Genomic DNA, 22,099 nt, shown 5'->3' with positions numbered 1-22,099 from the left:
CCCGCGCCCGTCCGCCCGTTCGAATCCATTCCTTGATCGCTGGGATACTGACGCCATGCCTCGCGTGCTCCTCATAGAAGACGACCCCTCGGTGCGCGAAGGGGTCGAGCTGGGCCTGCGCAGGCGCGGCCACGAGCTGCGGGCCGTCGGCACGGGCGAGGCCGGGCTCGCCGCGCTCGGGGAGTTCCGGCCGGACCTGGTCCTCCTCGACCTGATGCTGCCCGGCATGAACGGCGTCCAGGTCTGCCGCCGCATCCGGGAGACCAGTCAGCTCCCCGTGATCATGCTGACCGCACGCGGCGACGACTTCGACGTCGTCGTCGGCCTGGAGGCCGGTGCCGACGATTACATCGTCAAGCCCGCCCGCACCGAGGTCATCGAGGCCCGCATCCGCGCCGTGCTCCGCCGCCTCGCCGTCCCGGCCGGACGCGGCGGCACCGAGGCGCACGGGGAACTGACCGTCGACCGCGCGGGCCTCGCCGTCGCCAAGGCCGGTGAACGGCTGCTCCTGGCCCCGTCCGAACTGAAGCTGCTGCTCCACCTCTCGGCCTCGCCCGAACAGGTCTTCAGCCGCCAGCAGCTGCTGGAACACGTCTGGGAGCACAGCTACCACGGCGACGCCCGTCTGGTCGACGCCTGCGTCCGCCGCCTCCGCCAGAAGATCGAGGACGTCCCCGGCAGCCCCCGCTACATCCAGACCGTCCGAGGCTTCGGCTACCGCTTCGGACCGCTGACGTGAAACTCTTCGCCGCCCGGTTCGGCCTCCGCACCCGGCTGATCGCGGCGTTCCTGTTCGTCGCGGCCGTCAGCGCCGCCACCACCGCCGCACTCACCTACCGCGAGGCCCGCTCCGCGATCCTCCAGCAGGCGCAGGACTCCGCCGTCGCCCAGTTCCGCGACCGGATCGGTTCCCAGGCCGTCAGCCTCCCCATCGACGCCGAGCAGCTGCGCCAGGTCTGCCTCGGGCTGGCCCGGGCCGGGAGCGCGCGCGGCTGGACCGTGTTCGCGGAGTACGGGGAACTGCGGGCCTCCTCCTCCGACCGGCCCTCCTCCGGTGTCATCACCGCCGGGCTGCGCACGGCCTCCCGTGCCAGCACCCACGGCTCGTTCCAGCGCGTCGTCAAGGACGGCAAGCCGTGGCTGACCGTCGGCATGCCCGCCCTCTTCAACCGGGGCGACGGCAAACAGCCCACCGGCCTCGTCCTCTACGCCGTGATGCCGCTCTCCACCGAGGACGCCAACGTGGCCGCCATGGTCACCGCCGCCCGCGACGGCGCCCTGCCCGCCCTGCTCGTCGCCCTGGTGCCCGCGCTGCTCGCCGCCCGCAGCGTCCTGCGCCCGGTCCGCGAGCTGCGCCGCGCGGCGGCGGGCATCGGCAGGGGCGAACTCGACACCCGGATCACCGTCCGCGGCTCCGACGAACTCGCCGACCTCGCCTGGACGTTCAACGAGTCGTCCACCAAGCTCCAGGAGTCCGTCGAGGAGCTGCGCAGGGCCGAGGAGCGGGCCAGGCGCTTCGCGTCCGACGTCTCCCACGAGCTGCGCACCCCGCTCGCCGGTATGCTCGCCGTCACCGAGGTCCTGGACGAGGACGCCGGTGAACTGCGCCCCGACACCGCAGCCGCCGTCCGCTTGATCAGTACGGAGACCGGCAAACTGGCCACTCTGGTCGAGGACTTGATGGAGATATCCCGTTTCGACGCCCGGGCCGCCGAGCTGCACCTGGACGAGGTCGACATCGCCGAGACCGTACGCAAGACCCTTCAGGGCCGCCGCTGGGAGGACCGGGTCACCACCGAACTGCCCGACGGAGTGCGGGCGGTGCTCGACCCGCGCCGCTTCGACGTGGCCGTCGCCAACCTGGTCGGCAACGCCCTGCGGCACGGCGCGGAGCCCGTCACCGTGCGGGTCCGGGGAGGCGCCCGGCTCGTCGTGGAGGTGGAGGACAGCGGGCCGGGCATCGACGCGGCGGTGCTCCCGCACATCTTCGACCGGTTCTACAAGGCCGACGCGGCCCGGACCCGGTCGGCGGGCAGCGGCCTGGGCCTCGCCATCGCCCAGGAGAACGTACGGCTGCACGGGGGCACGGTCGTCGCGGCGAACCGTCCCGGGGGCGGCGCGGTGTTCACCGTGGAACTGCCGCTGGGGGAGCGGTGAGGGGCGGGCGCGTGCTCGGCGCGCTGCTGCCCGTGCTGCTGCTCGCCCCCGGGTGCGGGATTCGTGCGACGGACGTCGTGGAGGCGGGCGAACCGGCCACCGTGGAGGTGGCCCCGGCTGGCCAGCGCGGCGCCCTGCTCTACTTCGTCTCCTCGTCCTCGGCGGCCCGGCTGCTGCCGGTCGTCCGGACCGTCAGCCCTCCGGAGGACGGCGAGGGCGGGGCCTGGGCGGACGACACCCGGCCCAGCGGGGCCTCCGCGGCGCTGTACCTGCTCTTCGAGGGGCCCACCAGGGCGGAGCACGACGCCGGACTGCGCACCGAGCTGCCCAGCGGCCGGGTGCGTGCGGCCGTCGAGCTGAGCGCGGAGGGCGTGAAGGCCACCGTCGACATGCCGGTCACCAAGCTCTCCCAGGCCGCCCGCCAGCAGCTCATCTGCACCGCTGCCACGGCCAGTACCGCCGACCGGACGGAGGTGGTCACGGTGACCGGCACCGACGGCGCCATCGGTCCGACGCACTGCTCGGTCTGACCGCGCCTCGCCGCTCAGCCGGTTTTGCGGGCGACCGCCCCGTAGACGCCGATCGTGGCCGGCCGTGCCGCGCACGGTGCGTCCGGCCGCCAGGACGGGACGGGAACGAGGCCGGGCGCCAGGAGTTCGAAACCGTCGAGGAACTTCTCGATCTCGGCGTGGGAGCGCGGGGTGAGGGGCGTGGTGGCGGTCTCGTAGACCGCGCGCGCCGCGCTGCAGTCGGCGAAGTCGTCGGTGGCGTGCGAGAGCACCAGGCAGCTGCCGGCCGGGAGCGCGTCGCGCAGGGTGGCGACGACCTGACCGGGCCGCTGCGCGTCGGTGAGGAAATGAAGCACGGAGGTGAGGAGCAGCGCGAGGGGCCGGCCGAAGTCGATGACGTCCCGGACGTGGGGGTGGTCCACGACGGCCAGCGGGTCACGGAGGTCGGCGAGCGCGACGCCGACCCGGTCGGAGCTGCGCAGCAGGGCGTCCGCGTGTGCGACGACGATCGGGTCGTTGTCCACGTACGCGACGCGCACGTCGGGCGCCGCTTCGAGGGCGACCTCGTGCACGTTGGGGGAATGGGGCAGCCCGGTGCCGATGTCGAGGACCTGCCGCAGACCCGCGCCGACGACATGGCGGACGGCGCGTTCCAGGAAGGCGCGGTTGGCCCGGGCGGCAGCCCGCTCATGGGCCGCGGCGGCGACGAGCTCGTCACCGGCCTGCTGGTCCACCCGGTAGTTGTCCTTGCCGCCGAGCAGGTAGTCGTAGATCCTTGCGGAGTGAGGCCGGCCGGTGTCGATCACCGGAGCGGGTAAGCCGTGCTGCCTCAAGTGGCGCTCCTCTCGGCGGCCGCCGCGGTCGGATTCCAGAGTCTGCCGAAGCCGCGATCCTGCCCTTGCGCCCGACGGCGTGTCAACTAAAGTACACAAGAGCAAGATCGGTGACGGTGAGAGAGATCCACGTGAGCGCGAGCCGTGACGAGGGTGAGCCCCCGAGGGGCACTGCCGTCGAAGGGCGCCACCCGCGACCGCGGTCCCTCGCGCACAAGCTGAAGTCGCTCATGGCCCAGCGGAAGGACGCACGCGGCAGGGCATTCGTCTCCCGCACCCTGTCCCAGGCCGTCGAGGACCTGCCCGACCCGCCCGCGACGACGTCGTTCGCGCTCATCGCGAAGCTCGCCGGCGGCCAGCAGGACAACCCGACGATCAAGACCGTCCTCGCCCTGTGCCGGGCTCTCGGCGACGTGCCGCCGGCGTACCTGCTGCCGCACCCCGGTTACGACGACCTCGCGGCACTCGAAGCCTTCGAGGACCCTCTTGCCCGTCGCGTCCTCGCCCTCCTGAGCGACCTGCCGGAGAGCGAAGTCCACCAGGTGGCAGCCCAGTTGGAACAACGGCGGAAGGCCCTCGGCCTCCCCTCCGTGCCGGACGGCGTGCCGGGCGCCGGGAAGCCGAAGCGGGCCCGACGGCGACGCACCGAAACCGAGGCCGCCCAGTACGCGGCCGATGCATTGGAAGGTCTCTGATGGACGGCATGATATTCGGCGCCTGCACCGTCGCGGGCGTGCTCGTCACCGTGCTCTGCGCCCGGAGAGCCATGCGCCACCCGCGCGCGTTCACCTGGTTGATCGCGGTGGCGTTCGGTGTGTGCACCGTGGGCGTCTTCTTCGCGGTGCCCGCGGTGGCCCGGACGGCCGAGGAGGTCACCGGCCTGGACAACGCCGGGAAGCTGGTGGCACACGTCTGCGCCATCCTCTGGTGCGCGGCACTGCAGATGACGATGGTGGACCTGGCCTACCGCCCGGAATACCTGCGCGCCGCCATGTACCAGCGCATATGCGTGGCCGTCGTCGTGCTGGCCGTCATGGTCCCGCTCTTCCTCGCCACGAACGGCGAGGACGTCGAGTTCACCACGGCGTACGCCGACCACTCCGCCGTGGCCGCCTACCTCCTCGTCTACCTCTTCTACGTCCTGATCACCTGCGGCGAACTCGTCTTCATGTGCGGTCGCACCGCCCGCCGGTGCCGGACCACCCGCCCCTGGAGCGGCGCGGGCTTCGCCCTGGGGGCCTTCGCGGCGGTCCTGGGCGTCGGCTACACGGTGTCCAAGGGGTCGTACCTCCTCTGCTACGCACTCGGCAGCCCCTGGTCGCTGGACGTCGAGGAGGCGGTGAGCCCGGCGCTGAGCGGGCTCGCCGTCCTCTTCCTCTTCGCCGGTCTGACCATGCCGATGCTCGGCGGGCTGCGCCGGCGGATGCGCGGAGGCGCCGCATGACGGCGTTCCCGCTCAGCTCCCCGCGCGGTGCGAGGTGCGCGGCGCGGGGGCCGGGGCCTGGGCCGCGCGGGTGACGTCCGCGACGACCTCGACCACGTCGGGGCCGTACGCCTGGGAGTTGACGACCTTCAGGAGCAGGCAGAAGGTGCTGTTGCCGTGCTTGCGGGCGAGCTGTTCGTGGTTGCGGGCCAGGTAGCGGGTGGCGGCCTGGTTGGTGATGGCCTGCTGGCCGCAGAAGAGGAAGACCGGTCTGGCGTCCCGACCGGTCGTCAGCCGGGCCAGCAGCACGTACTCGCTGACGCCCTTCTCGACCCGGTAGCGCTCCGAACCGATCTGGAAGGCGCCCCGGTCGGGGCCGGGCTCCGGCTCGGTGTTGATCCGCACCCCGGGCAGCAGCGAGTGCAGATGCGCGGCCATCCGGCGGTTCGAGACCGGCCCCCCGACGCAGAATTCGGTGCGCTCGCCGATGCCCTGCTGCGCGATGTCGTGGGACAGGATCTGGGCGTGCGCCGCGCAGTCCTTGATCAGCGCGGAGAGCTCCAGCAGGGCGAAGACGTCGTGGCGGTGGACCGAGCCGTCGCCGCCCGCGTCCCGGTTGACGACGAGCAGGCACTCGGAGTTCCCCGGCAGCCCGAAGAACGCCTGCTTGCGGCGGAGTCTGCGGCGCCACAGGTAGGTGCGCGCGAGCCAGCCGAGAGCGGCGCTGATGCCGGCGGCTATCACGCCCAGCACGATGTTGCGTACGTCGTCAGTCATGGGCGGGCATGTTAGCGGGCATTCGGCCTCACGACCGAGGCGGTCCTGACGGGGCGGCCGGAGCGGCGTTACCCTGCGCGGACGATCCTTCACCGGAGGTTGCGCATGCGACGTTCCATCAGGCGAAATGTGTCGTTGGCGGCGATCCTGGCCGCCGTCGTGTCGGTCGGGGCCGCCGCCCCCTCCTCGTCCGCCCACCCCTCGGCGCCACCGCCCAAGTCACCCGTCGCGGTGGGATACGGGGGAGCGGTCTCCAGCGTCGACGCGGACGCCACGGCCGCCGGTATCGAGGTGCTGCGCAAGGGCGGCAACGCGGTCGACGCCGCGGTGGCCACGGCAGCCGCGCTCGGCGTCACCGAGCCGTATTCCGCGGGGCTCGGCGGCGGTGGCTACTTCGTCTACTACGACGCCCGCAGCCACACCGTCCGCACCATCGACGGCCGCGAGACCGCACCGCGCAGCGCCGACTCCTCCCTCTTCCTGGAGAACGGCGAGCCGCTGCCCTTCGCCGACGCCGTGACCAGCGGGCTCGGCGTCGGCACCCCCGGGACGCCCGCCACCTGGGACACCGCCCTGAACGCCTGGGGCAGCAAGTCGCTCCGGCAGGTCCTGAAGCCCGCCGAGCGGATCGCCCGGGACGGCTTCGTCGTTGACGAAACGTTCCGCTCGCAGACGGCGGGCAACGAGGAGCGGTTCCGGGACTTCCCGGCCACCCGCGACCTGTTCCTGCCCGGCGGGAAGCTCCCCGTGGTCGGCTCGGTCCTCAGGAACCCGGACCTGGCGCGCACCTACGAGGAGGTCGGCCGCAAGGGCGTGGACGAGCTCTACCGGGGCGAGATCGCGGAGGACGTCGTCCGGACCGTACGCAACCCGCCCGTCGACCCGGCGTCCGACCGGGTGGTGCGCCCCGGCGACCTGACCGCCGCGGACCTGCGCTCCTACCGCGCGCTGCGCCGGGCGCCCACGAAGGTGAACTACCGGGGGCTGGACGTGTACGGCATGGCCCCGTCCTCGTCCGGCGGTACGACGGTGGGCGAGGCCCTCAACATCCTGGAGTCCACCGACCTCTCGCGGGCGAGCGAGGCCCAGTACCTGCACCGGTACATCGAGGCGAGCCGTATCGCGTTCGCCGACCGGGGGCGCTGGGTCGGCGACCCCGCGTTCGAGGACGTGCCGACGAAGGGCCTGCTCAGCCGGCGGTTCGCGGAGGCGCGCGCCTGCCTGATCAAGGACGACGCGGTGCTGACCAGCCCGCTCCCCCCGGGCGACCCGCGCCACCCCGGCGCCTGCCGGTCGGCGGGGAAGGCCGCGCCGACCACGTACGAGGGTGAGAACACCACGCATCTGACGACCGCCGACAAGTGGGGCAACGTCGTCGCGTACACCCTGACCATCGAGCAGACCGGCGGCAGCGGGATCACCGTGCCGGGACGCGGCTTCCTGCTCAACAACGAGCTGACCGACTTCTCCTTCGCACCGGCCGACCCCGCCGTCCACGACCCGAACCTGCCCGGTCCCGGCAAGCGCCCGCGCTCCTCGATCTCGCCGACCATCGTGCTCCGGCACGGGAAGCCGGTCCTCGCCCTGGGCTCGCCCGGCGGCGCGACCATCATCACCACCGTGCTCCAGACGCTCACCGGCAAGCTGGACCGCGGGCTGCCGCTGGTCGACGCCATCGCCGCACCCCGGGCCAGCCAGCGCAACGCCCCGGCGACCGAGCTGGAACCGGCGCTCTGGAACAGCCCGCTGCGGCCGGAGCTGGAATCCCTCGGCCACGTCTTCAAGCTCAACCCGGAGATCGGCGCGGCGACCGGCGTACAGCGGCTGCCCGACGGGCGGTGGCTCGCCGCGGCCGAGAAGGTGCGGCGCGGCGGCGGCTCGGCGATGGTGGTGAGGCCGAGCGGGCGGCCCTGACGGCACACCTTCGCAGGGGGGCACGGCACGACCATCTCCTCGCCAGAAGGGCGCCCCCCAGTGCGTATGCGAACGCTTGCCCTCGTCACGGCCTCCGGTGCCGCGCTGCTCACCGCCGGCGCACCGGCCCCCGCCACCCTCGCGGTGGCGGGGGAGCCGGACCCCGCCACCGCCGCCCCCGCGCCGCCGTCCCGGCCCATCCGGCCGGCCGTGCCGCCCGCCCTGGTGGCGCGGGTCCACCAGGCATCCACCCGGGCCCACCGATCCGAACCGGCGCCCGCCCCGGCCCGGGAGAGCACCGGTGTCGGGGCGGCCGACCTGCTGGCCAAGGTGTCGGACTGCGAGCAGGTGTCGAACGGCACGTACCGGACGGACGAGACGGCATCGCCGACCGTGCCGGTCTGCGGCGCGGGCGAGGCGGTGTTCTGGAAGGCCGACCTGGACATCGACTGCGACGGCCGGACGACCACCGCCTGCAACACCGCGACCGATCCCTCCTTCCACGCCGACACCGCCTTCCACGCCTCGGACGGCCGGCCGCTCAACGCGGCGGAACTGCCGTACGTGGTCGTGCCGGCGCCCTCCGGCACCTGGGACTACGCGAAGTCCGGCATCCGGGGCGGCGGGGTGGTCGCCGTCGTGCACGGCGAGAAGGTGGAGTACGCGGTCGTCGGCGACGTCGGCCCGGAGCGCATCATCGGCGAAGCCTCGTACGCCACCGCGAAGTCGCTCGGCATCGACCCCGACCCGAGCAGCGGCGGCGCGCCTTCGGGGGTCACCTACATCCTGTTCAAGGACTCCCGCGTGTCACCGATCGAGGACCACGACGCCGCCGTGCGTGCGGGGCGGGCCCTCGCCGAGGAGTTCGTGCGCTAGAGGGCGGTCAGGATGCGCGGGCCGTCGTCGGTGATCGCCACCGTGTGCTCGGCGTGCGCGGCCCGGCTGCCGTCCGTCGTGCGCAGGGTCCAGCCGTCGCGGTCCGCGCGGTACGTGTCCACGCCGCCCCCGATCAGCATCGGCTCGATCGCCAGCACCATGCCGTGCCGCAACGGCATCCCGCGCCCCGGCCGGCCCTCGTTGGGCACCCCCGGGTCCTCGTGCATCTCGCGGCCCACGCCGTGCCCGCCGAAGCCCTCGGGGATGCCGTAGCCGGCGGTGCGGCAGACCGTGCCGATGGCGTGCGCGATGTCACCGATCCGGTTGCCCACGGTGGCGGCCGCGATGCCCGCCGCCAGGGCCTTGTACGCGGTGTCCACGAGCCGGGTGTCGGCGGGGCGGGCGCGGCCCACGGTGAAGCTGATCGCGGAGTCGCCGGCCCAGCCGTCCAGCGTGGCGCCCGCGTCGATGCTGACCAGGTCGCCGTCGCGCAGCCGGTAGTCCGTCGGGATGCCGTGCACGATCGCGTCGTTGACCGACGCGCAGATGACCGCGGGGAAGGGGACCGGGGCGAAGTGCGGCCGGTAGCCCAGGAAGGGCGAGCCGGCGCCAGCCTCGCGCAGCACCCCGCGCGCCACCTCGTCCAGTTCGCGCAGTGAGACGCCGACCTCGGCGGCCTCCCGGGCGGCGGTGAGCATGTGTGCCACGACGCGGCCGGTCGCACGCATGGCTTCGATGGATGTGTCCGTCTTGAGTTGCACCATGCCAATTACAATACCGCAATTACTATACCGGTCCGAGCGGTATTAGAATGACGGCATGGTCCGTACCCCCCTGACCCCCGAAGAGCGCTTGCGCGGCGAACGGCTCGGCCTCCTGCTGCGCGAGGCGCGCGGCGCCCGCTCCATGACCGACATCGCCGCCCACGCCGGCATCTCCGCCGAGACCCTGCGGAAGATCGAGACCGGCCGCGCCCCCACCCCCGCGTTCTTCACCGTCGCCGCCCTGGCCGGCGCGCTCGGCCTCTCCATGGACGAACTCCTGCTGCGCTGCGCCCCGGAACCGGCGGCCGTGCCCCTGGCCGGATAACGCGGAACGCGACCGCGCTCGCGCCCCGCTTGCGCCCGCGCGCCTAGTCTGGGGCTCATGAGCCTCCAGGACTTCGCGCGCAGCGAGTACGTCAGCCTGACCACGTACCGCAAGGACGGCACGCCCGTCGCCACCCCCGTCTGGGCGGTCGCCGAAGGCGGTGAGCTGCTCGTCTGGACCAAGACCGACTCCTGGAAGGTCAAGCGGCTGCGCAACGACAGCCGGGTCCGCGTCACCGTCTGCGACGTACGCGGGCGGACCGAGGAGGGCGCCCCGAGCGCCGAGGGCACCGCCAGGCTGCTCGGCGAGCGCGAGACGGCCGCCGTGCGCCGCGCGATCGGCCGCAAGTACACCTGGAAGTACTGGCTGCTCGACTACCCGGCGATGATCGTCCGGCTCGGCAAGCGCCCGCACACGGGGATCGCCATCACCCTCTGACGCCCGGGCGCGCCGCGCGCTGGCCCGCACGGGTGTGAAACATGATCGACTCAGCTGGTTCACGGCGATGGTCTTGCCCCGCCGTGTGACGGGGCTTACGTTCTCCCCTACGCACGTGTCTACGGGCGTAGAAGCACGAAGAGGCTCTCTGACGCCGCGTCGAAGGAGCAGCTCATGTCCCACGTCGTACGCGCCGCACTCGTCCAGGCGACCTGGACCGGCGACACCGAATCCATGATCGCCAAGCACGAGGAGCACGCCCGCGAGGCCGCCCGGCAAGGCGCGCAGATCATCGGCTTCCAGGAAGTGTTCAACGCCCCGTACTTCTGCCAGGTGCAGGAGCCCGAGCATTACCGCTGGGCCGAGGCGGTGCCGGACGGGCCGACCGTACGGCGGATGCGGGATCTGGCCCGCGAGACCGGCATGGTGATCGTCGTCCCGGTCTTCGAACTGGAGCAGTCCGGCTTCTACTACAACACCGCCGCCGTGATCGACGCCGACGGCTCCTACCTCGGCAAGTACCGCAAGCACCACATCCCGCAGGTCAAGGGCTTCTGGGAGAAGTACTACTTCAAACCCGGCAACGTCGGCTGGCCGGTCTTCGACACCGCCGTCGGCAAGGTCGGCGTCTACATCTGCTACGACCGGCACTTCCCCGAGGGCTGGCGGCAACTGGGACTCAACGGAGCCCAGTTGGTGTACAACCCGTCCGCCACCTCACGCGGCCTCTCCGGCTACCTGTGGCAGCTGGAACAGCCCGCGTCCGCCGTCGCCAACGAGTACTTCATCGCCGCGATCAACCGCGTCGGCCAGGAGGAGTACGGCGACAACGACTTCTACGGCACCAGCTACTTCGTCGACCCGCGCGGCCAGTTCGTCGGCGACGTCGCCAGTGACAAGGAGGAGGAACTCCTCGTCCGCGACCTGGACTTCGGGCTCATCGAGGAGGTCCGGCAGCAGTGGGCGTTCTACCGGGACCGACGGCCCGACGCGTACGAGGGGCTGGTCGAGCCGTGAGCAGCCTCCACCACCGCCACCTCGCCGTCAGCCCCGACTGGCTGGCGCTCTACTACCGCCACCCGCTGGAGATCACGCACGGCGAGGGCCGCCACGTCTGGGACGCCGACGGCAACCGCTACCTCGACTTCTTCGGCGGCATCCTCACCACCATGACCGCCCACGCGCTGCCCGAGGTCACCAAGGCCGTCAGCGAGCAGGCCGGCCGGATCATCCACTCCTCGACGCTCTACCTCAACCGCCCGATGATCGAGCTGGCCGAGCGCGTCGCCTCGCTCTCCGGCATCCCCGACGCCAGGGTCTTCTTCACCACCTCGGGCACCGAGGCCAACGACACCGCCCTGCTCCTCGCCACCACCTACCGCCGGTCGAACCAGATCCTGGCGATGCGCAACAGCTACCACGGCCGGTCCTTCTCCGCGGTCTCCATCACCGGCAACAACGCCTGGTCGCCCACCAGCCTCTCGCCGCTGCAGACCCTGTACGTGCACGGCGGCGTCCGCACCCGGGGCCCGTACGCGCACCTGAGCGACGAGGAGTTCACCGCCGCCTGCGTCGCGGACCTGGAGGACCTGCTCGGCCACACCCGCACCCCCGCCGCCCTGATCGCCGAACCCATCCAGGGCGTCGGCGGCTTCACCTCGCCGCCCGACGGGCTGTACGGCGCGTTCCGGGAGGTGCTGAACCGGCACGGCGTGCTGTGGATCTCCGACGAGGTGCAGACGGGCTGGGGGCGCTCCGGCGAACACTTCTGGGGGTGGCAGGCCCACGCCCAGAACGGGCCGCCGGACATCCTCACCTTCGCCAAGGGCATCGGCAACGGCATGTCCATCGGCGGGGTGGTCGCCCGCGCCGAGGTCATGAACTGCCTGGACGCCAACTCCATCTCGACGTTCGGCGGTTCACCGGTCACCATGGCGGCCGGCCTCGCCAACCTCTCGTACCTCCTGGAACACGACCTCCAGGGCAACGCCCGCCGCGTCGGCGGCCTGCTCATCGAGCGGCTGCGCGCGATCGGCGCCGCCTCGCAGCGGGTGCGCGAGGTCCGTGGCCGGGGCCTGATGATCGGCGTCGAGCTCGTGAAGCCCGGCACCGACGAGGCCGATCCGGAAGCGGCCGCGGCCGTGCTGGAGGCGGCGCGCGAGGGCGGCCTGCTCATCGGCAAGGGCGGCGGCCACAACACCAGCGTCCTGCGCATCGCCCCGCCCCTCTCGCTCGCGATCCCGGAGGCGGAAGAGGGCGCGGACATCCTCGCCGACGCGCTGCGCACGGTGGGCTGAGCGCCGGACACCGCGCGGGTGCGGGGCCCGGCCCCGCACCCGCGCTCCACCAGCACAACGAGGAGGGGTACCCATGAGCCGTACCGTCATCCGCGGCGGCCTGGTCGTCACCGCGTCGGACGAGATGCACGCGGACGTCCTCGTCGACGGCGGCCGGATCGCCGCGCTCGCCGCCCACGACAGCGACGAGGCGGCCGGCTGGACCGCCGGCCGGACCATCGACGCCACCGGCAGATATGTCATCCCGGGCGGGGTCGACGCGCACACCCACATGGAGATGCCGTTCGGGGGCACCTACGCGGCGGACACCTTCGAGACCGGCACCCGCGCCGCGGCGTGGGGCGGCACCACCACCGTCGTGGACTTCGCCATCCAGTCCGTCGGCCGCTCCCTGCGCGAGGGCCTGGACGCCTGGTACGCCAAGGCGGACGGCAACTGCGCCATCGACTACGCCTTCCACATGATCCTCGCGGACGTGAACGAGTCCTCGCTCAAGGAGATGGACCTTCTCGTCGGCGAGGGCATCACGTCCTTCAAGCTGTTCATGGCGTACCCCGGTGTCTTCTACAGCGACGACGGGCAGATCCTGCGCGCCATGCAGCGGGCCGAGTCCAACGGCGGCCTGATCATGATGCACGCGGAGAACGGCATCGCCATCGACGTCCTGGTCGAGCAGGCCCTCGCCGCCGGCCGCACCGATCCCCGCCACCACGGCGACGTACGCAAGGTGGCGCTGGAGGCCGAGGCCACGCACCGCGCGATCCAGCTCGCCCGGGTCGCCGGATCGCCGCTGTACGTCGTGCACGTCTCCGCCGACGAGGCCGTCGCCGAGATCGCCGCGGCCCGCCACAAGGGACAGCCCGTCTTCGGTGAGACCTGCCCGCAGTACCTCTTCCTGTCCACCGACAACCTCGCGGAACCGGACTTCGAGGGCGCCAAGTACGTCTGCTCCACGCCGCTGCGGCCCCGGGAGCACCAGGAGGTCCTGTGGCGCGGGCTGCGCAACAACGAGCTCCAGGTCGTCTCCACCGACCACTGCCCCTTCTGCTTCTCCGGGCAGAAGGAGATGGGGCGGGGCGACTTCTCGAAGATCCCCAACGGCATGCCGGGTGTCGAGAACCGCATGGACCTGCTGCACCAGGCGGTGGTCGACGGCCACATCTCGCGCCGCCGCTGGATCGAGATCGCCTGCGCGTCACCGGCGAGGATGTTCGGCCTCTACCCGAAGAAGGGCACGATCGCGCCCGGCGCGGACGCGGACATCGTCGTGTACGACCCGGCCGCCGAGCAGACCGTGTCCGCCGCCACCCACCACATGAACGTCGACTACTCGGCATACGAGGGGAAGCGGCTCACCGGCCGGGTCGAGACCGTGCTCTCGCGCGGCGAGGTCGTCATCGACCACCGCACGTACACCGGCCGGGCCGGCCACGGCATGTACACCCCGCGCGCCACCTGTCAGTACCTGAACTAGGAGCAACGGGAATGGACTTCGGACTCGTCCTCCAGACGGACCCGCCCGCATCGGCCGTGATCGGCCTGATGCGCCGCGCCGAACGCAACGGGTTCCGCTACGGCTGGACCTTCGACTCGGCGGTGCTCTGGCAGGAGCCCTTCGTCATCTACAGCGCCATCCTGGAACACACCGACCGCCTCACCGTCGGCCCCATGGTCACCAACCCGGGCACCCGCACCTGGGAGGTCACCGCCTCCACCTTCGCCACCCTCAACGACATGTACGGCAACCGGACCGTGTGCGGGATCGGCCGGGGCGACTCCGCGATGCGCGTCGCCGGGCGCGCCCCCAACACTCTGGCCCGGCTCGGCGAGGCCATCGACGTCATCCGCGACCTGGCGGAGGGCCGCGAGGCAGACGTGGACGGCAACCCGGTCCGCATCCCCTGGATCAAGGACGGCAAGCTCCCCGTCTGGATGGCCGCCTACGGCCCCAAGGCCCTCGCGCTCGCCGGGCAGAAGGCCGACGGCTTCATCCTCCAGCTCGCGGACCCCTACCTCACCGAGTGGATGATCAAGGCGGTACGGGACGCGGCGGCCGGGGCCGGACGCGACCCGGACTCGGTCACCATCTGCGTCGCCGCCCCCGCCTACGTCACCGACGACGACTCGCCCGAGGCCCTGGCCCACGCCCGGGACCAGTGCCGCTGGTTCGGCGGGATGGTCGGCAACCACGTCGCCGACCTCGTCGCCCGGTACGGCGAACACTCGGGCCTGGTCCCGGACGAGCTGACCGCGTACATCAAGGACCGGCAGGGCTACGACTACAGCCACCACGGGCGCGCCGGGAACCCCGACACCGCGTTCGTCCCCGACGCCATCGTGGACCGCTTCTGCCTGCTCGGCCCGGCCGCCGCCCACGTCGAGAAGCTGAGACACCTCAAGGGGCTGGGCGTCGACCAGTTCGCGGTGTACAACATGCACGACGCCCGCGAGGCCACCATCGACGCCTACGGCTCCGCCGTCATCCCCGCCCTCACCGACTGACCGCCCCCACGGTCGAACGCACCTCCGGTCGTACGCAACCCCCCGCGCCCCGCCCGCCCCGCACGGCACCGCCCCGAGCGAAGGGTCCAGCCGCCATGACATCGACCGCACCTCCCTCCCCGTCCTCCTCACCGGAGCCCATACCGGCCGGGCGCTCCGACCGCGTCGAACTCGCCCCCGGCGCCGTCCCCGACGACCCCCGCTTCGTCAACGCGGACCTGCTGCCCGTCCCGCTGGCGCGGCGCGTCTGGACCACGTACAACTTCACCGCCCTGTGGGTCGGCATGGCCCACAACATTCCGTCCTGGCTGCTCGCCTCCGGTCTCGTCGCCCTCGGCATGGACTGGAAGCAGGCCGTCCTCACCATCGCGCTCGCCAACCTGATCGTGCTCGGGCCCATGCTGCTCACCGGCCACGCCGGGCCCAAGTACGGCATCCCGTTCCCGGTGCTGGCGCGGGCCTCGTTCGGGCTGCGCGGCGCCAACCTGCCGGCCCTGATCCGGGCGGCGGTCGCCTGCGCCTGGTTCGGCATCCAGACCTGGATCGGCGGCGTCGGCATCTTCACGCTGCTGGGCAAGGTGTTCGGCGGCTGGGCCGAGGCGTCCGAGATCGGCGGGCAGCCCTGGACGCTCTGGCTGTGCTTCGTCCTCTTCTGGGCGCTCGAACTCGCCATCATCCACCGGGGGATGGACGCGCTGCGCCGGTTCGAGAACTGGGCCGCGCCGTTCGTGATCGTCGGCGCGGTGGTGCTCCTGGTGTGGATCGCCGTCAAGGCGGGCGGCTTCGGACCGCTGCTCGACCAGCCGTCGGAGCTCGGCTGGGGCAAGGACTTCTGGCCCGTCTTCTTCCCGTCCCTGATGGGCATGATCGCCTTCTGGGCCACGCTCTCCCTGAACATCCCCGACTTCACCCGCTTCGGGGCGGGCCAACGGGCCCAGATCCGGGGCCAGTCGCTCGGGCTGCCGACGACGATGACCCTGTTCGCGCTCCTCTCGGTGCTCGTCACCTCCGGCTCCCAGGCCGTCTACGGCAAGGCCGTCTGGGACCCGGTCGAGCTGGTGGCCCACACCGACAACGTCTTCGGACTCCTCTACGCCCTGGTGACCGTCCTGGTCGCGACGATCTCCGTCAACATCGCGGCGAACGTCGTCTCACCCGCGTACGACCTGGCGAACCTCGCGCCGAAGTTCATCAGCTTCCGCACGGGCGCGCTGATCACCGGAGTCGTCGGCGTCGTCATCATGCCGTGGAAGCTCACCGAGACGCCCGAGCTGTACATCTTCACCTGGCTCGGCCTGGTCGGCGGGCTGCTCGGCACGGTCGCGGGCATCCTGATCGCCGACTACTGGATCGTCCGCCGCACCGTGCTCGACCTCGCCGACCTCTACCGGCCCGGCGGGCGCTACTGGTACACGGGCGGCTGGAACTGGCGGGCCGTCACCGCCTTCGCGATCGGCGGTGTCCTCGCGATCGGCGGCTCCCACTCGAAGCCCGGGGAGGGGCCGTTCCCCTCGGACGGCGTCATCCCGTTCCTGAAACCGCTCGCGGACTACGGGTGGGCGGTCGGCCTCGCGGCCTCGCTCCTCGTGTACGTGGCGCTGATGGCGAAGGTCACGACGGGGCGGAGGTCCGGCTCAGCAGCGCGCTGACGTCGTACGAGTCGGCGGGCGACGGCGTGTTCCTGGGCACCGGTTCGTCGAAGTCCGAGAAGTTCACCACCGCGTCCGTGCCGTCCCCGCCGCGCAGCGAGAGCCGCAGCGGGTAGGGCTTGCCCGTCGCCGCCACGTCCACCGTCAGCGTCAGGTCGCCGCGCATCCGGGTCAGCGGGACCACGGGCCTGTCGCCGATGGTGGTCTTCGCGCCCTTGTTGAGGGTGCCCGAATCGTCGTTCGCGTTGTCGCTGACCAGCTTCTGGAAGGTGTTGAGGTCGCACGTCTTCGTCAGGGCGCGCAGCCGGGGGCTGTCGGCGGGCGCCTTCAGATAGCGGTCCCCGACGATCGCCGCGAAGGCCGAACCGCCGTTCGGAACCTGGTTCTTCCAGAAGTCCGCGTCCGGCTTCAGCCACACGTCGTCACCGCGCTTGACGATCAGCACCGAGCCCTGGCTCCGGCCCAGGTCCACCGAGCCGTTGCAGTTGCCGTGCCGGTCCACGGCCAGGTCCAGGGACATGGACGGAGTGCCCTTGCCCAGGTCGCCCCGCGTGGACACGTGCAGCGATTCCGCGCCGAGCAGCGCGTCCCGGGAGCGGTCGGCGATCTGCTGGGCGGTGAGATGGTCGATGTCCTCCGCGTGGGCCACGCCGCCCAGGACGCCGGTACCGCCGGCGCCGATCAGGAACGCGGCGGCCCACGCGGCCGGGCGGGTGCCGAGAGCTGAACCGGTCACGTCGCCTCCTCGTGCGAAGGGTCGTGGGGGACTTCCGGATGACTGCGGTCCGGTCCCGTCGAGCGTACGCCGGGGGAGTGAACGCCGCCCGTTCGGCGCAAGACCCGCCGACGGCGTCTACACAGCGTGACGTTTCGCGGGGTTCCCGGGTTAGGCAGAACGCGGGCGGCCAGGCTCCGGCCTCCGCCCGCGCCAGAGTCGAACGCGACCGCGCGCGTGCCGCCCCGGCGGTCACGGGCGGTCACCACCGGAAGGGCACCATGAAGAAGACCCTGGGGAACCTGTCCCGCACCGCGCTGCGCCGGGCCGCCGTCACCGGCCTGTCCACGGCCCTGGCCCTGGCCGGCGGCCTCGCCGTCGCCGCCCCGGCCGCCGCCACGCCGCCCGGCCTGTCCTGCGACACCGGCAAGCACGCCGTGGACGACTACACCGGCTACGCGCTGTGCCGGAACAACGGCTCCACCACCCAGACCTTCTGGGTCCACCTGGTCTGCGGCTGGTCACCCGACGTGGACGGCGAGCACGTCACCCTCGCCCCGGGCCAGTCCGGCCAGTCCACCGCGCACTGCGCCGGCCTCGGCACCGGCATCGGCGAGATCAGCGTGCGCCCGTAAGGACCGTCGCGCCGAACGGTTGAGGGCGGCGCGCCCACTCGTTACCCTCCAGTAAGCCCGTTCGCGCGGGCAGGTGTACGCGCGCACCTGACGGTACGAGGAGGCGAGCCGCCCATGTCCTCAGCCCCGGCCACCCGAACGGCCGAAGACCCCGTACCCGACCGGGAGACCGCGGACCCCGCCCCGCGCGGCCTCGCCGACAGCGTGCGGGACCTCGCGGACGGCCGGACCACCTCGGCCGCGCTCGTCACCGCCGCCCTGGACCGGATCGAGGCGAGCCGGGGCACCCTCAACGCCTTCCGCCACCTGCGCGCCGAGGCCGCGCTCACCGAGGCCGCCGAGGCCGACCGGAGGCTCGCGGCGGGGGAGCGGCTGCCCTTGCTCGGGGTGCCCGTCGCGGTCAAGGACGACACGGACGTCGCCGGGATGCCCACGTACTTCGGCTGCGCCGGGGAGCGGGCCGCCGCGACCGCCGACAGCGAGGCCGTCCGCAGGCTGCGCGCGGCCGGGGCGGTGATCGTCGGCAAGACCAACTCCTGCGAGCTGGGCCAGTGGCCGTTCACCGAGGGCGCCGCGTTCGGCGCCACCCGCAACCCCTGGCACCCCGGCCACACCCCGGGCGGCTCGTCGGGTGGTTCGGCCGCCGCCGTCGCCGCCGGCCTGGTGCCCGCCGCCCTCGGCTCGGACGGCGCCGGCTCCGTCCGCATCCCCGCCGCCTGGACCCACTTGGTCGGCATCAAACCGCAGCGCGGCCGGATCTCGGTGCACCCGCACAGCGACGCGTTCCAGGGCCTCACCGTCAACGGACCGCTGGCCAGGACCGTCGAGGACGCCGCCCTCCTCCTCGACGCCGTAGCCGGGCCGCACCCCGAGGACCCGCACCGCCCGCCGCCGGTCGACGCCTCGGCCGCCGCCCGCCGCGACCCGGGCCGGCTGCGCATCGCGCTCGCCTGGCGGCCCCCGCTCACCCTCACCGGCTCGGCACCCCACCCGGAGGTGCGCCGCGCGGTCACCGCGATCGCGGAGGCGCTGGCCCGGCTCGGCCACCACGTGGAGGAGGCCCGGCCGCGCTACGGGCTCATCGGCCTCGGCTTCGTGCCCCGCGCCACGGCGGGCATCGCCGAACTCGCCGCCCTGCACCCCGAACCGGCGCTCCTGGACGCGCGCACCCGCAGCGCCCTGCGCACCGGCACCCGGCTGGGCGGCAGGGTGGTGCGGGCGGCCCGGGCGCGCGAGGTGCACCAGCACCGGCGGATCGGGGCGCTGTTCCACCTCGGACGCGGGGGCGCCGGTTTCGATGTGCTGCTGACCCCGACGACCGCGATGCCGCCGCCCAGGATCGGCCGGTTCGACGGGCTGAGCGCCTGGCGCACCGATGTGGCGATGACCGAGGCGTGCCCGTACGCCTGGCCGTGGAACGTGCTCGGCTGGCCCGGTGTCAACGTCCCGGCGGGCTTCACACGGGACGGCCTCCCGGTCGGCGCCCAGCTCCTCGGACCGTCCCGCGGCGAGGAGCGGCTCGTCTCGCTGGCGGCCCAGCTGGAGGCGGAGCTGCGCTGGCAGGACCACCGGCCGCCGCCCCTCGGTTAGGGCACCCGGGCGGTCCACTCGTCGTTCGCGAACTTCGTACGGACCAGCTCCTCCGCCCGGGCCAGCTCCTCCGGGGTCACTTCGCCCCGGGTCAGCCCGTGCCGGTTGCGGAAGGACTCGATCATCCGCTCGATGACGGCCTGGCGCGGCAGGCCGGTCTGCCGGCGGAGCGGGTCCACGCGCTTCTTGGCGCTCTTCGTGCCCTTGTCCGACATCTTCTCCTTGCCGATGCGCAGCACCTCCAGCATCTTGTCGGCGTCGATGTCGTACGACATGGTCACGTGGTGCAGCACCGCGCCCGGGCCGCCGTCCGGGCCGACCACCCGCTTCTGCGCGGCACCGGCGATCTTGCCGACCTCGGTGGCGATGTCGTTGAGCGGCTGGTACCACGCCTTGATGCCCATGTCCCCGAGGGCTTCGAGCACCCAGTCGTCCAGATAGGCGTAACTGTCCGCGAAGGAGAGCCCGGAGACCAGCGACTGGGGCACGGCGAGCGAGTACGTGATGGTGCTGCTCGGCTCCGCGAACATCGCGCCGCCGCCGGAGATCCGCCGGACGACGGTGACGCCGTGGCGCTCGACGCCCTCGGCGTCCACCTCGTTGCGCAGCGACTGGAAGCTGCCGATGATCACCGCGGGCGCGTCCCACTCCCACACCCGCAGCGTCGGCGGGCGCCTGCCCGCGGCGACCTCCGCCGTGATGACCTCGTCCAGGGCCATGTGCAGCGCCGGGGACTGCGGGGCGTCGTGGATGAGCTGCCAGTCGTAGTCGCTCCACTCCGTGGCCTGCGCCAGCGCCCGGCGCACGGCGACGGCGACCCCCTCCGAGGTGAGGCCGAGCATCACCGTCGACTCCGGCAGCGCCGCGTCGATCCGGGCGGCGAGGGCCACTGTGTCGGTGGTCGCCGGGGCGCCCTCCAGGGCCGCGTCGATCGCGAGGATCGCCTCGTCCGGCTCCAGGAAGAAGTCACCGGCCACCCGGACGTCGCGCAGGGCGCCGCCCTCGACCTCCAGGTCCACCACGACCAGCTTGCCGCCGGGAATCTTGTACTCACCGTGCACAGCCCTGCCTCCACTTCCGCCCGGCTCGTCCGCCTCGTACGGGTTCCGGCCGGTGACAACGCCACCGTCGCACGGAATAGTCCGGCGGACCGGAGTGCGCGCGGGCGGCTCGCCGTCACTTCGACTCCTGTGGTCCGTACCAAACTCTTGACACCGCCTTTCTTCACTTCTTAAATCACGTAGCGAACCAAGTGACCCGTGCCCGTTCCACAGCGTCCGCTCCACCGTGCTTGCTCGACCTGTCATGCGCATGACTTACATGTGCGCGGCAGGGTTCCCCTTCCCTCCCCCCTGCACCGGAAGGGAGAGTCATGGACTCCCCACGCCTTTCGCGGCGCCTGCTGCGCTCCGTACTCCCGGCACTCGCTCTCGCCCTGGCCACCGCGGGTCTGGCCGGCGCCGGAGGCCCCGCCCCGGCGGACGCCGCGCCGATGTCGCAGGCCGCGGCGACCGCCACGACGACGTTCTCCGACGAGTTCGACGGCGCGGCCGGTTCCGCCGTGGACGGCAGCAAGTGGCAGATCGAGACCGGCGACAACGTCAACAACCACGAGCGGCAGTACTACACCTCGGGCAACAAGAATGCGGCGCTGGACGGCCAGGGCCATCTGGTCATCACCGCCCGCAAGGAGAATCCCGCCAACTACCAGTGCTGGTACGGCACCTGCCAGTACACCTCGGCGCGGCTGAACACCTCCGGCAAGTTCACCCAGGCGTACGGGCACGTCGAGGCGCGCATGAAGATCCCGCGCGGCCAGGGCATGTGGCCCGCCTTCTGGATGCTCGGCAACGACCTCGGACAGGTCGGCTGGCCCAACTCGGGTGAGATCGACATCATGGAGAACGTCGGCTTCGAGCCCTCCACCGTGCACGGCACCCTTCACGGCCCCGGCTACTCCGGTTCCGGCGGCATCGGCGCGGGCTACACCCTGCCGAACGGCCAGGCGTTCGCGGACGCCTTCCACACCTTCGCCGTCGACTGGGCCCCCGACTCCATCACCTGGTCGGTCGACGGAAACGTCTACCAGCACCGCACCCCCGCCGACACCAACGGCAACGCCTGGGTCTTCAACAAGCCCTTCTTCCTCATCCTCAACCTGGCGGTCGGCGGCTACTGGCCCGGCGACCCGGACGGCAGCACCGCCTTCCCCAACCAGCTCGTGGTCGACCACGTCCGCGTCACCACCAGCGACAGCCAGACCGGCACGGGCGGCCGGATCACCGGGCTCGCCGGCAAGTGCGTGGACGTCGCCGCCGCCGGCACCGCGAACGGCACCCCGGTCCAGCTCTACGACTGCAACGGCACCAACGCGCAGAAGTGGACCGTGGGCGCCGACGGCACGATCCGGGCCCTCGGCAAGTGCCTCGACGTGGCCTCCGGCGGCACGGCGGACGGCACCAAGGTCCAGCTCTGGGACTGCAACGGAACGGCCGCCCAGAAGTGGGCGGTCAGCGGAGCCCGCGACATCGTGAACCCCCAGGCGAACAAGTGCCTGGACGTCACGGGCAACAACTCGGCCAACGGCACCCCGCTGCAGATCTGGACCTGCGCGGGAACGGCCAACCAGAAGTGGACGGTCAACGGCTGACCGGCCCGGCCCGCCGGCGCCCCGGCGGCCCATGATTGGCTGGGG

General features: G+C 72.3%; 22 protein-coding genes. 17 read left to right on the top strand and 5 right to left on the bottom strand.

Features of this window, described 5'->3' with window-relative positions; translation table 11 throughout:
• Positions 1 to 55 precede the first annotated feature (55 nt).
• Genes ACFUJY_RS32015 through ACFUJY_RS32005 form a run of 3 tightly spaced genes read left to right on the top strand, consistent with a single transcriptional unit; the run spans position 56 to position 2,687 of the window.
• Entirely contained in the window at positions 56 to 739 is a 684-nt protein-coding gene (locus ACFUJY_RS32015) for a response regulator (protein ID WP_383306112.1), read from the top strand.
• Positions 736 to 2,157, top strand: a complete 1,422-nt coding sequence (locus tag ACFUJY_RS32010; RefSeq protein ID WP_383306110.1) for an ATP-binding protein — start codon at positions 736 to 738, stop codon at positions 2,155 to 2,157. Before ACFUJY_RS32015 ends, ACFUJY_RS32010 begins: the two co-directional genes overlap by 4 nt.
• Before the next feature lie 11 nt (positions 2,158 to 2,168).
• Positions 2,169 to 2,687, top strand: a complete 519-nt coding sequence (locus ACFUJY_RS32005) for a hypothetical protein (RefSeq protein WP_383306108.1) — start codon at positions 2,169 to 2,171, stop codon at positions 2,685 to 2,687.
• 14 nt (positions 2,688 to 2,701) lie between these two features.
• Here the strand turns inward: ACFUJY_RS32005 and ACFUJY_RS32000 are convergent, their stop codons facing one another.
• On the bottom strand, positions 2,702 to 3,499 hold the full coding sequence (locus tag ACFUJY_RS32000; RefSeq protein WP_383306106.1) for an SAM-dependent methyltransferase: 798 nt from the start codon (positions 3,497 to 3,499) through the stop codon (positions 2,702 to 2,704).
• Between the two features lie 230 nt (positions 3,500 to 3,729).
• Here ACFUJY_RS32000 and ACFUJY_RS31995 point away from each other — a divergent pair, with 230 nt between their 5' ends.
• A complete protein-coding gene (locus tag ACFUJY_RS31995; protein WP_383306104.1) occupies positions 3,730 to 4,194 on the top strand; it encodes a hypothetical protein in 465 nt (154 codons plus the stop codon).
• Complete coding sequence (locus tag ACFUJY_RS31990) at positions 4,194 to 4,943, top strand: hypothetical protein (protein WP_383306102.1); 750 nt, start codon at positions 4,194 to 4,196, stop codon at positions 4,941 to 4,943. Before ACFUJY_RS31995 ends, ACFUJY_RS31990 begins: the two co-directional genes overlap by 1 nt.
• Before the next feature lie 12 nt (positions 4,944 to 4,955).
• On the opposite strand, the gene ACFUJY_RS31985 is transcribed toward ACFUJY_RS31990, so the two are convergent.
• A complete protein-coding gene (locus ACFUJY_RS31985; RefSeq protein ID WP_383306099.1) occupies positions 4,956 to 5,699 on the bottom strand; it encodes a hypothetical protein in 744 nt (247 codons plus the stop codon).
• 105 nt (positions 5,700 to 5,804) lie between these two features.
• On the opposite strand from ACFUJY_RS31985, the gene ggt reads away from it, so the two are divergent.
• Entirely contained in the window at positions 5,805 to 7,613 is a 1,809-nt protein-coding gene (gene ggt / locus ACFUJY_RS31980) for a gamma-glutamyltransferase (RefSeq protein ID WP_383306097.1), read from the top strand.
• A 66-nt stretch (positions 7,614 to 7,679) separates the two neighbouring features.
• Positions 7,680 to 8,489: a glycoside hydrolase family 75 protein gene (locus ACFUJY_RS31975; protein WP_383306095.1), complete on the top strand. Its 810-nt coding sequence runs from the start codon at positions 7,680 to 7,682 to the stop codon at positions 8,487 to 8,489.
• Here ACFUJY_RS31975 and map read toward each other — a convergent pair.
• Positions 8,486 to 9,253, bottom strand: coding sequence for a type I methionyl aminopeptidase (gene map / locus ACFUJY_RS31970; protein WP_383306093.1), 768 nt, complete (start codon positions 9,251 to 9,253; stop codon positions 8,486 to 8,488). The two genes, ACFUJY_RS31975 and map, sit on opposite strands and share 4 nt — an antisense overlap.
• Positions 9,254 to 9,308: 55 nt before the next feature.
• Here map and ACFUJY_RS31965 point away from each other — a divergent pair, with 55 nt between their 5' ends.
• The 7 genes from ACFUJY_RS31965 to ACFUJY_RS31935 all read left to right on the top strand — a co-directional run bounded on the left by ACFUJY_RS31965 (position 9,309) and on the right by ACFUJY_RS31935 (position 16,464).
• Positions 9,309 to 9,578: a helix-turn-helix domain-containing protein gene (locus tag ACFUJY_RS31965; RefSeq protein WP_383306091.1), complete on the top strand. Its 270-nt coding sequence runs from the start codon at positions 9,309 to 9,311 to the stop codon at positions 9,576 to 9,578.
• Positions 9,579 to 9,635: 57 nt separating this feature from the next.
• Positions 9,636 to 10,016 carry a PPOX class F420-dependent oxidoreductase gene (locus ACFUJY_RS31960; RefSeq protein WP_383306089.1) on the top strand — a complete coding sequence of 127 codons (381 nt, stop codon included), beginning with the start codon at positions 9,636 to 9,638 and terminating at the stop codon, positions 10,014 to 10,016.
• 174 nt (positions 10,017 to 10,190) lie between these two features.
• Complete coding sequence (locus tag ACFUJY_RS31955) at positions 10,191 to 11,033, top strand: nitrilase-related carbon-nitrogen hydrolase (RefSeq protein ID WP_383306087.1); 843 nt, start codon at positions 10,191 to 10,193, stop codon at positions 11,031 to 11,033.
• A complete protein-coding gene (locus ACFUJY_RS31950; RefSeq protein ID WP_383306085.1) occupies positions 11,030 to 12,313 on the top strand; it encodes an aspartate aminotransferase family protein in 1,284 nt (427 codons plus the stop codon). Before ACFUJY_RS31955 ends, ACFUJY_RS31950 begins: the two co-directional genes overlap by 4 nt.
• Before the next feature lie 73 nt (positions 12,314 to 12,386).
• A complete protein-coding gene (gene hydA, locus ACFUJY_RS31945) occupies positions 12,387 to 13,787 on the top strand; it encodes a dihydropyrimidinase (RefSeq protein ID WP_383306083.1) in 1,401 nt (466 codons plus the stop codon).
• 11 nt (positions 13,788 to 13,798) lie between these two features.
• Positions 13,799 to 14,815 carry a TIGR03842 family LLM class F420-dependent oxidoreductase gene (locus tag ACFUJY_RS31940; RefSeq protein WP_383306081.1) on the top strand — a complete coding sequence of 339 codons (1,017 nt, stop codon included), beginning with the start codon at positions 13,799 to 13,801 and terminating at the stop codon, positions 14,813 to 14,815.
• A 95-nt stretch (positions 14,816 to 14,910) separates the two neighbouring features.
• Positions 14,911 to 16,464 (top strand): NCS1 family nucleobase:cation symporter-1, encoded by a 1,554-nt coding sequence (locus ACFUJY_RS31935; protein ID WP_383306079.1) that lies wholly within the window; start codon positions 14,911 to 14,913, stop codon positions 16,462 to 16,464.
• Here ACFUJY_RS31935 and ACFUJY_RS31930 read toward each other — a convergent pair.
• Positions 16,427 to 17,200, bottom strand: a complete 774-nt coding sequence (locus ACFUJY_RS31930; RefSeq protein ID WP_383306077.1) for a hypothetical protein — start codon at positions 17,198 to 17,200, stop codon at positions 16,427 to 16,429. The two genes, ACFUJY_RS31935 and ACFUJY_RS31930, sit on opposite strands and share 38 nt — an antisense overlap.
• A gap of 260 nt (positions 17,201 to 17,460) precedes the next feature.
• Here ACFUJY_RS31930 and ACFUJY_RS31925 point away from each other — a divergent pair, with 260 nt between their 5' ends.
• Both ACFUJY_RS31925 and ACFUJY_RS31920 read left to right on the top strand, forming a co-directional pair.
• Positions 17,461 to 17,814 carry a hypothetical protein gene (locus ACFUJY_RS31925; RefSeq protein WP_383306075.1) on the top strand — a complete coding sequence of 118 codons (354 nt, stop codon included), beginning with the start codon at positions 17,461 to 17,463 and terminating at the stop codon, positions 17,812 to 17,814.
• Between the two features lie 114 nt (positions 17,815 to 17,928).
• Positions 17,929 to 19,404, top strand: a complete 1,476-nt coding sequence (locus ACFUJY_RS31920; protein ID WP_383306073.1) for an amidase — start codon at positions 17,929 to 17,931, stop codon at positions 19,402 to 19,404.
• Here ACFUJY_RS31920 and ACFUJY_RS31915 read toward each other — a convergent pair.
• The gene (locus ACFUJY_RS31915) at positions 19,401 to 20,465 is read right to left on the bottom strand and encodes a biotin/lipoate A/B protein ligase family protein (protein ID WP_383306071.1); all 1,065 of its coding nucleotides are present in this window, start codon (positions 20,463 to 20,465) and stop codon (positions 19,401 to 19,403) included. The two genes, ACFUJY_RS31920 and ACFUJY_RS31915, sit on opposite strands and share 4 nt — an antisense overlap.
• A gap of 311 nt (positions 20,466 to 20,776) precedes the next feature.
• Here ACFUJY_RS31915 and ACFUJY_RS31910 point away from each other — a divergent pair, with 311 nt between their 5' ends.
• Positions 20,777 to 22,054 (top strand): lectin, encoded by a 1,278-nt coding sequence (locus ACFUJY_RS31910; RefSeq protein WP_383306069.1) that lies wholly within the window; start codon positions 20,777 to 20,779, stop codon positions 22,052 to 22,054.
• Positions 22,055 to 22,099: the final 45 nt, after the last annotated feature.

Source organism: Streptomyces sp. NPDC057249 (genome assembly GCF_042669245.1).
In the GTDB taxonomy this organism is placed as follows: domain Bacteria; phylum Actinomycetota; class Actinomycetes; order Streptomycetales; family Streptomycetaceae; genus Streptomyces.
This window is presented reverse-complemented; position numbering and strand designations above follow the sequence as displayed.

Excerpts from the sequence above, each read along its gene's own strand:
- ggt (WP_383306097.1), top strand. The coding sequence starts at position 5,805 with ATGCGACGTTCCATCAGGCGAAATGTGTCGTTGGCGGCGATCCTGGCC.
- ACFUJY_RS31965 (WP_383306091.1), top strand. The coding sequence starts at position 9,309 with ATGGTCCGTACCCCCCTGACCCCCGAAGAGCGCTTGCGCGGCGAACGG.
- ACFUJY_RS31910 (WP_383306069.1), top strand. The coding sequence starts at position 20,777 with ATGGACTCCCCACGCCTTTCGCGGCGCCTGCTGCGCTCCGTACTCCCG.
- ACFUJY_RS31940 (WP_383306081.1), top strand. The coding sequence starts at position 13,799 with ATGGACTTCGGACTCGTCCTCCAGACGGACCCGCCCGCATCGGCCGTG.
- ACFUJY_RS31990 (WP_383306102.1), top strand. The coding sequence starts at position 4,194 with ATGGACGGCATGATATTCGGCGCCTGCACCGTCGCGGGCGTGCTCGTC.
- ACFUJY_RS31935 (WP_383306079.1), top strand. The coding sequence starts at position 14,911 with ATGACATCGACCGCACCTCCCTCCCCGTCCTCCTCACCGGAGCCCATA.
- ACFUJY_RS32015 (WP_383306112.1), top strand. The coding sequence starts at position 56 with ATGCCTCGCGTGCTCCTCATAGAAGACGACCCCTCGGTGCGCGAAGGG.
- ACFUJY_RS31920 (WP_383306073.1), top strand. The coding sequence starts at position 17,929 with ATGTCCTCAGCCCCGGCCACCCGAACGGCCGAAGACCCCGTACCCGAC.
- ACFUJY_RS31960 (WP_383306089.1), top strand. The coding sequence starts at position 9,636 with ATGAGCCTCCAGGACTTCGCGCGCAGCGAGTACGTCAGCCTGACCACG.
- ACFUJY_RS31975 (WP_383306095.1), top strand. The coding sequence starts at position 7,680 with ATGCGAACGCTTGCCCTCGTCACGGCCTCCGGTGCCGCGCTGCTCACC.
- ACFUJY_RS31955 (WP_383306087.1), top strand. The coding sequence starts at position 10,191 with ATGTCCCACGTCGTACGCGCCGCACTCGTCCAGGCGACCTGGACCGGC.
- map (WP_383306093.1), bottom strand. The coding sequence starts at position 9,253 with ATGGTGCAACTCAAGACGGACACATCCATCGAAGCCATGCGTGCGACC.
- ACFUJY_RS31925 (WP_383306075.1), top strand. The coding sequence starts at position 17,461 with ATGAAGAAGACCCTGGGGAACCTGTCCCGCACCGCGCTGCGCCGGGCC.
- ACFUJY_RS31995 (WP_383306104.1), top strand. The coding sequence starts at position 3,730 with ATGGCCCAGCGGAAGGACGCACGCGGCAGGGCATTCGTCTCCCGCACC.
- hydA (WP_383306083.1), top strand. The coding sequence starts at position 12,387 with ATGAGCCGTACCGTCATCCGCGGCGGCCTGGTCGTCACCGCGTCGGAC.
- ACFUJY_RS31985 (WP_383306099.1), bottom strand. The coding sequence starts at position 5,699 with ATGACTGACGACGTACGCAACATCGTGCTGGGCGTGATAGCCGCCGGC.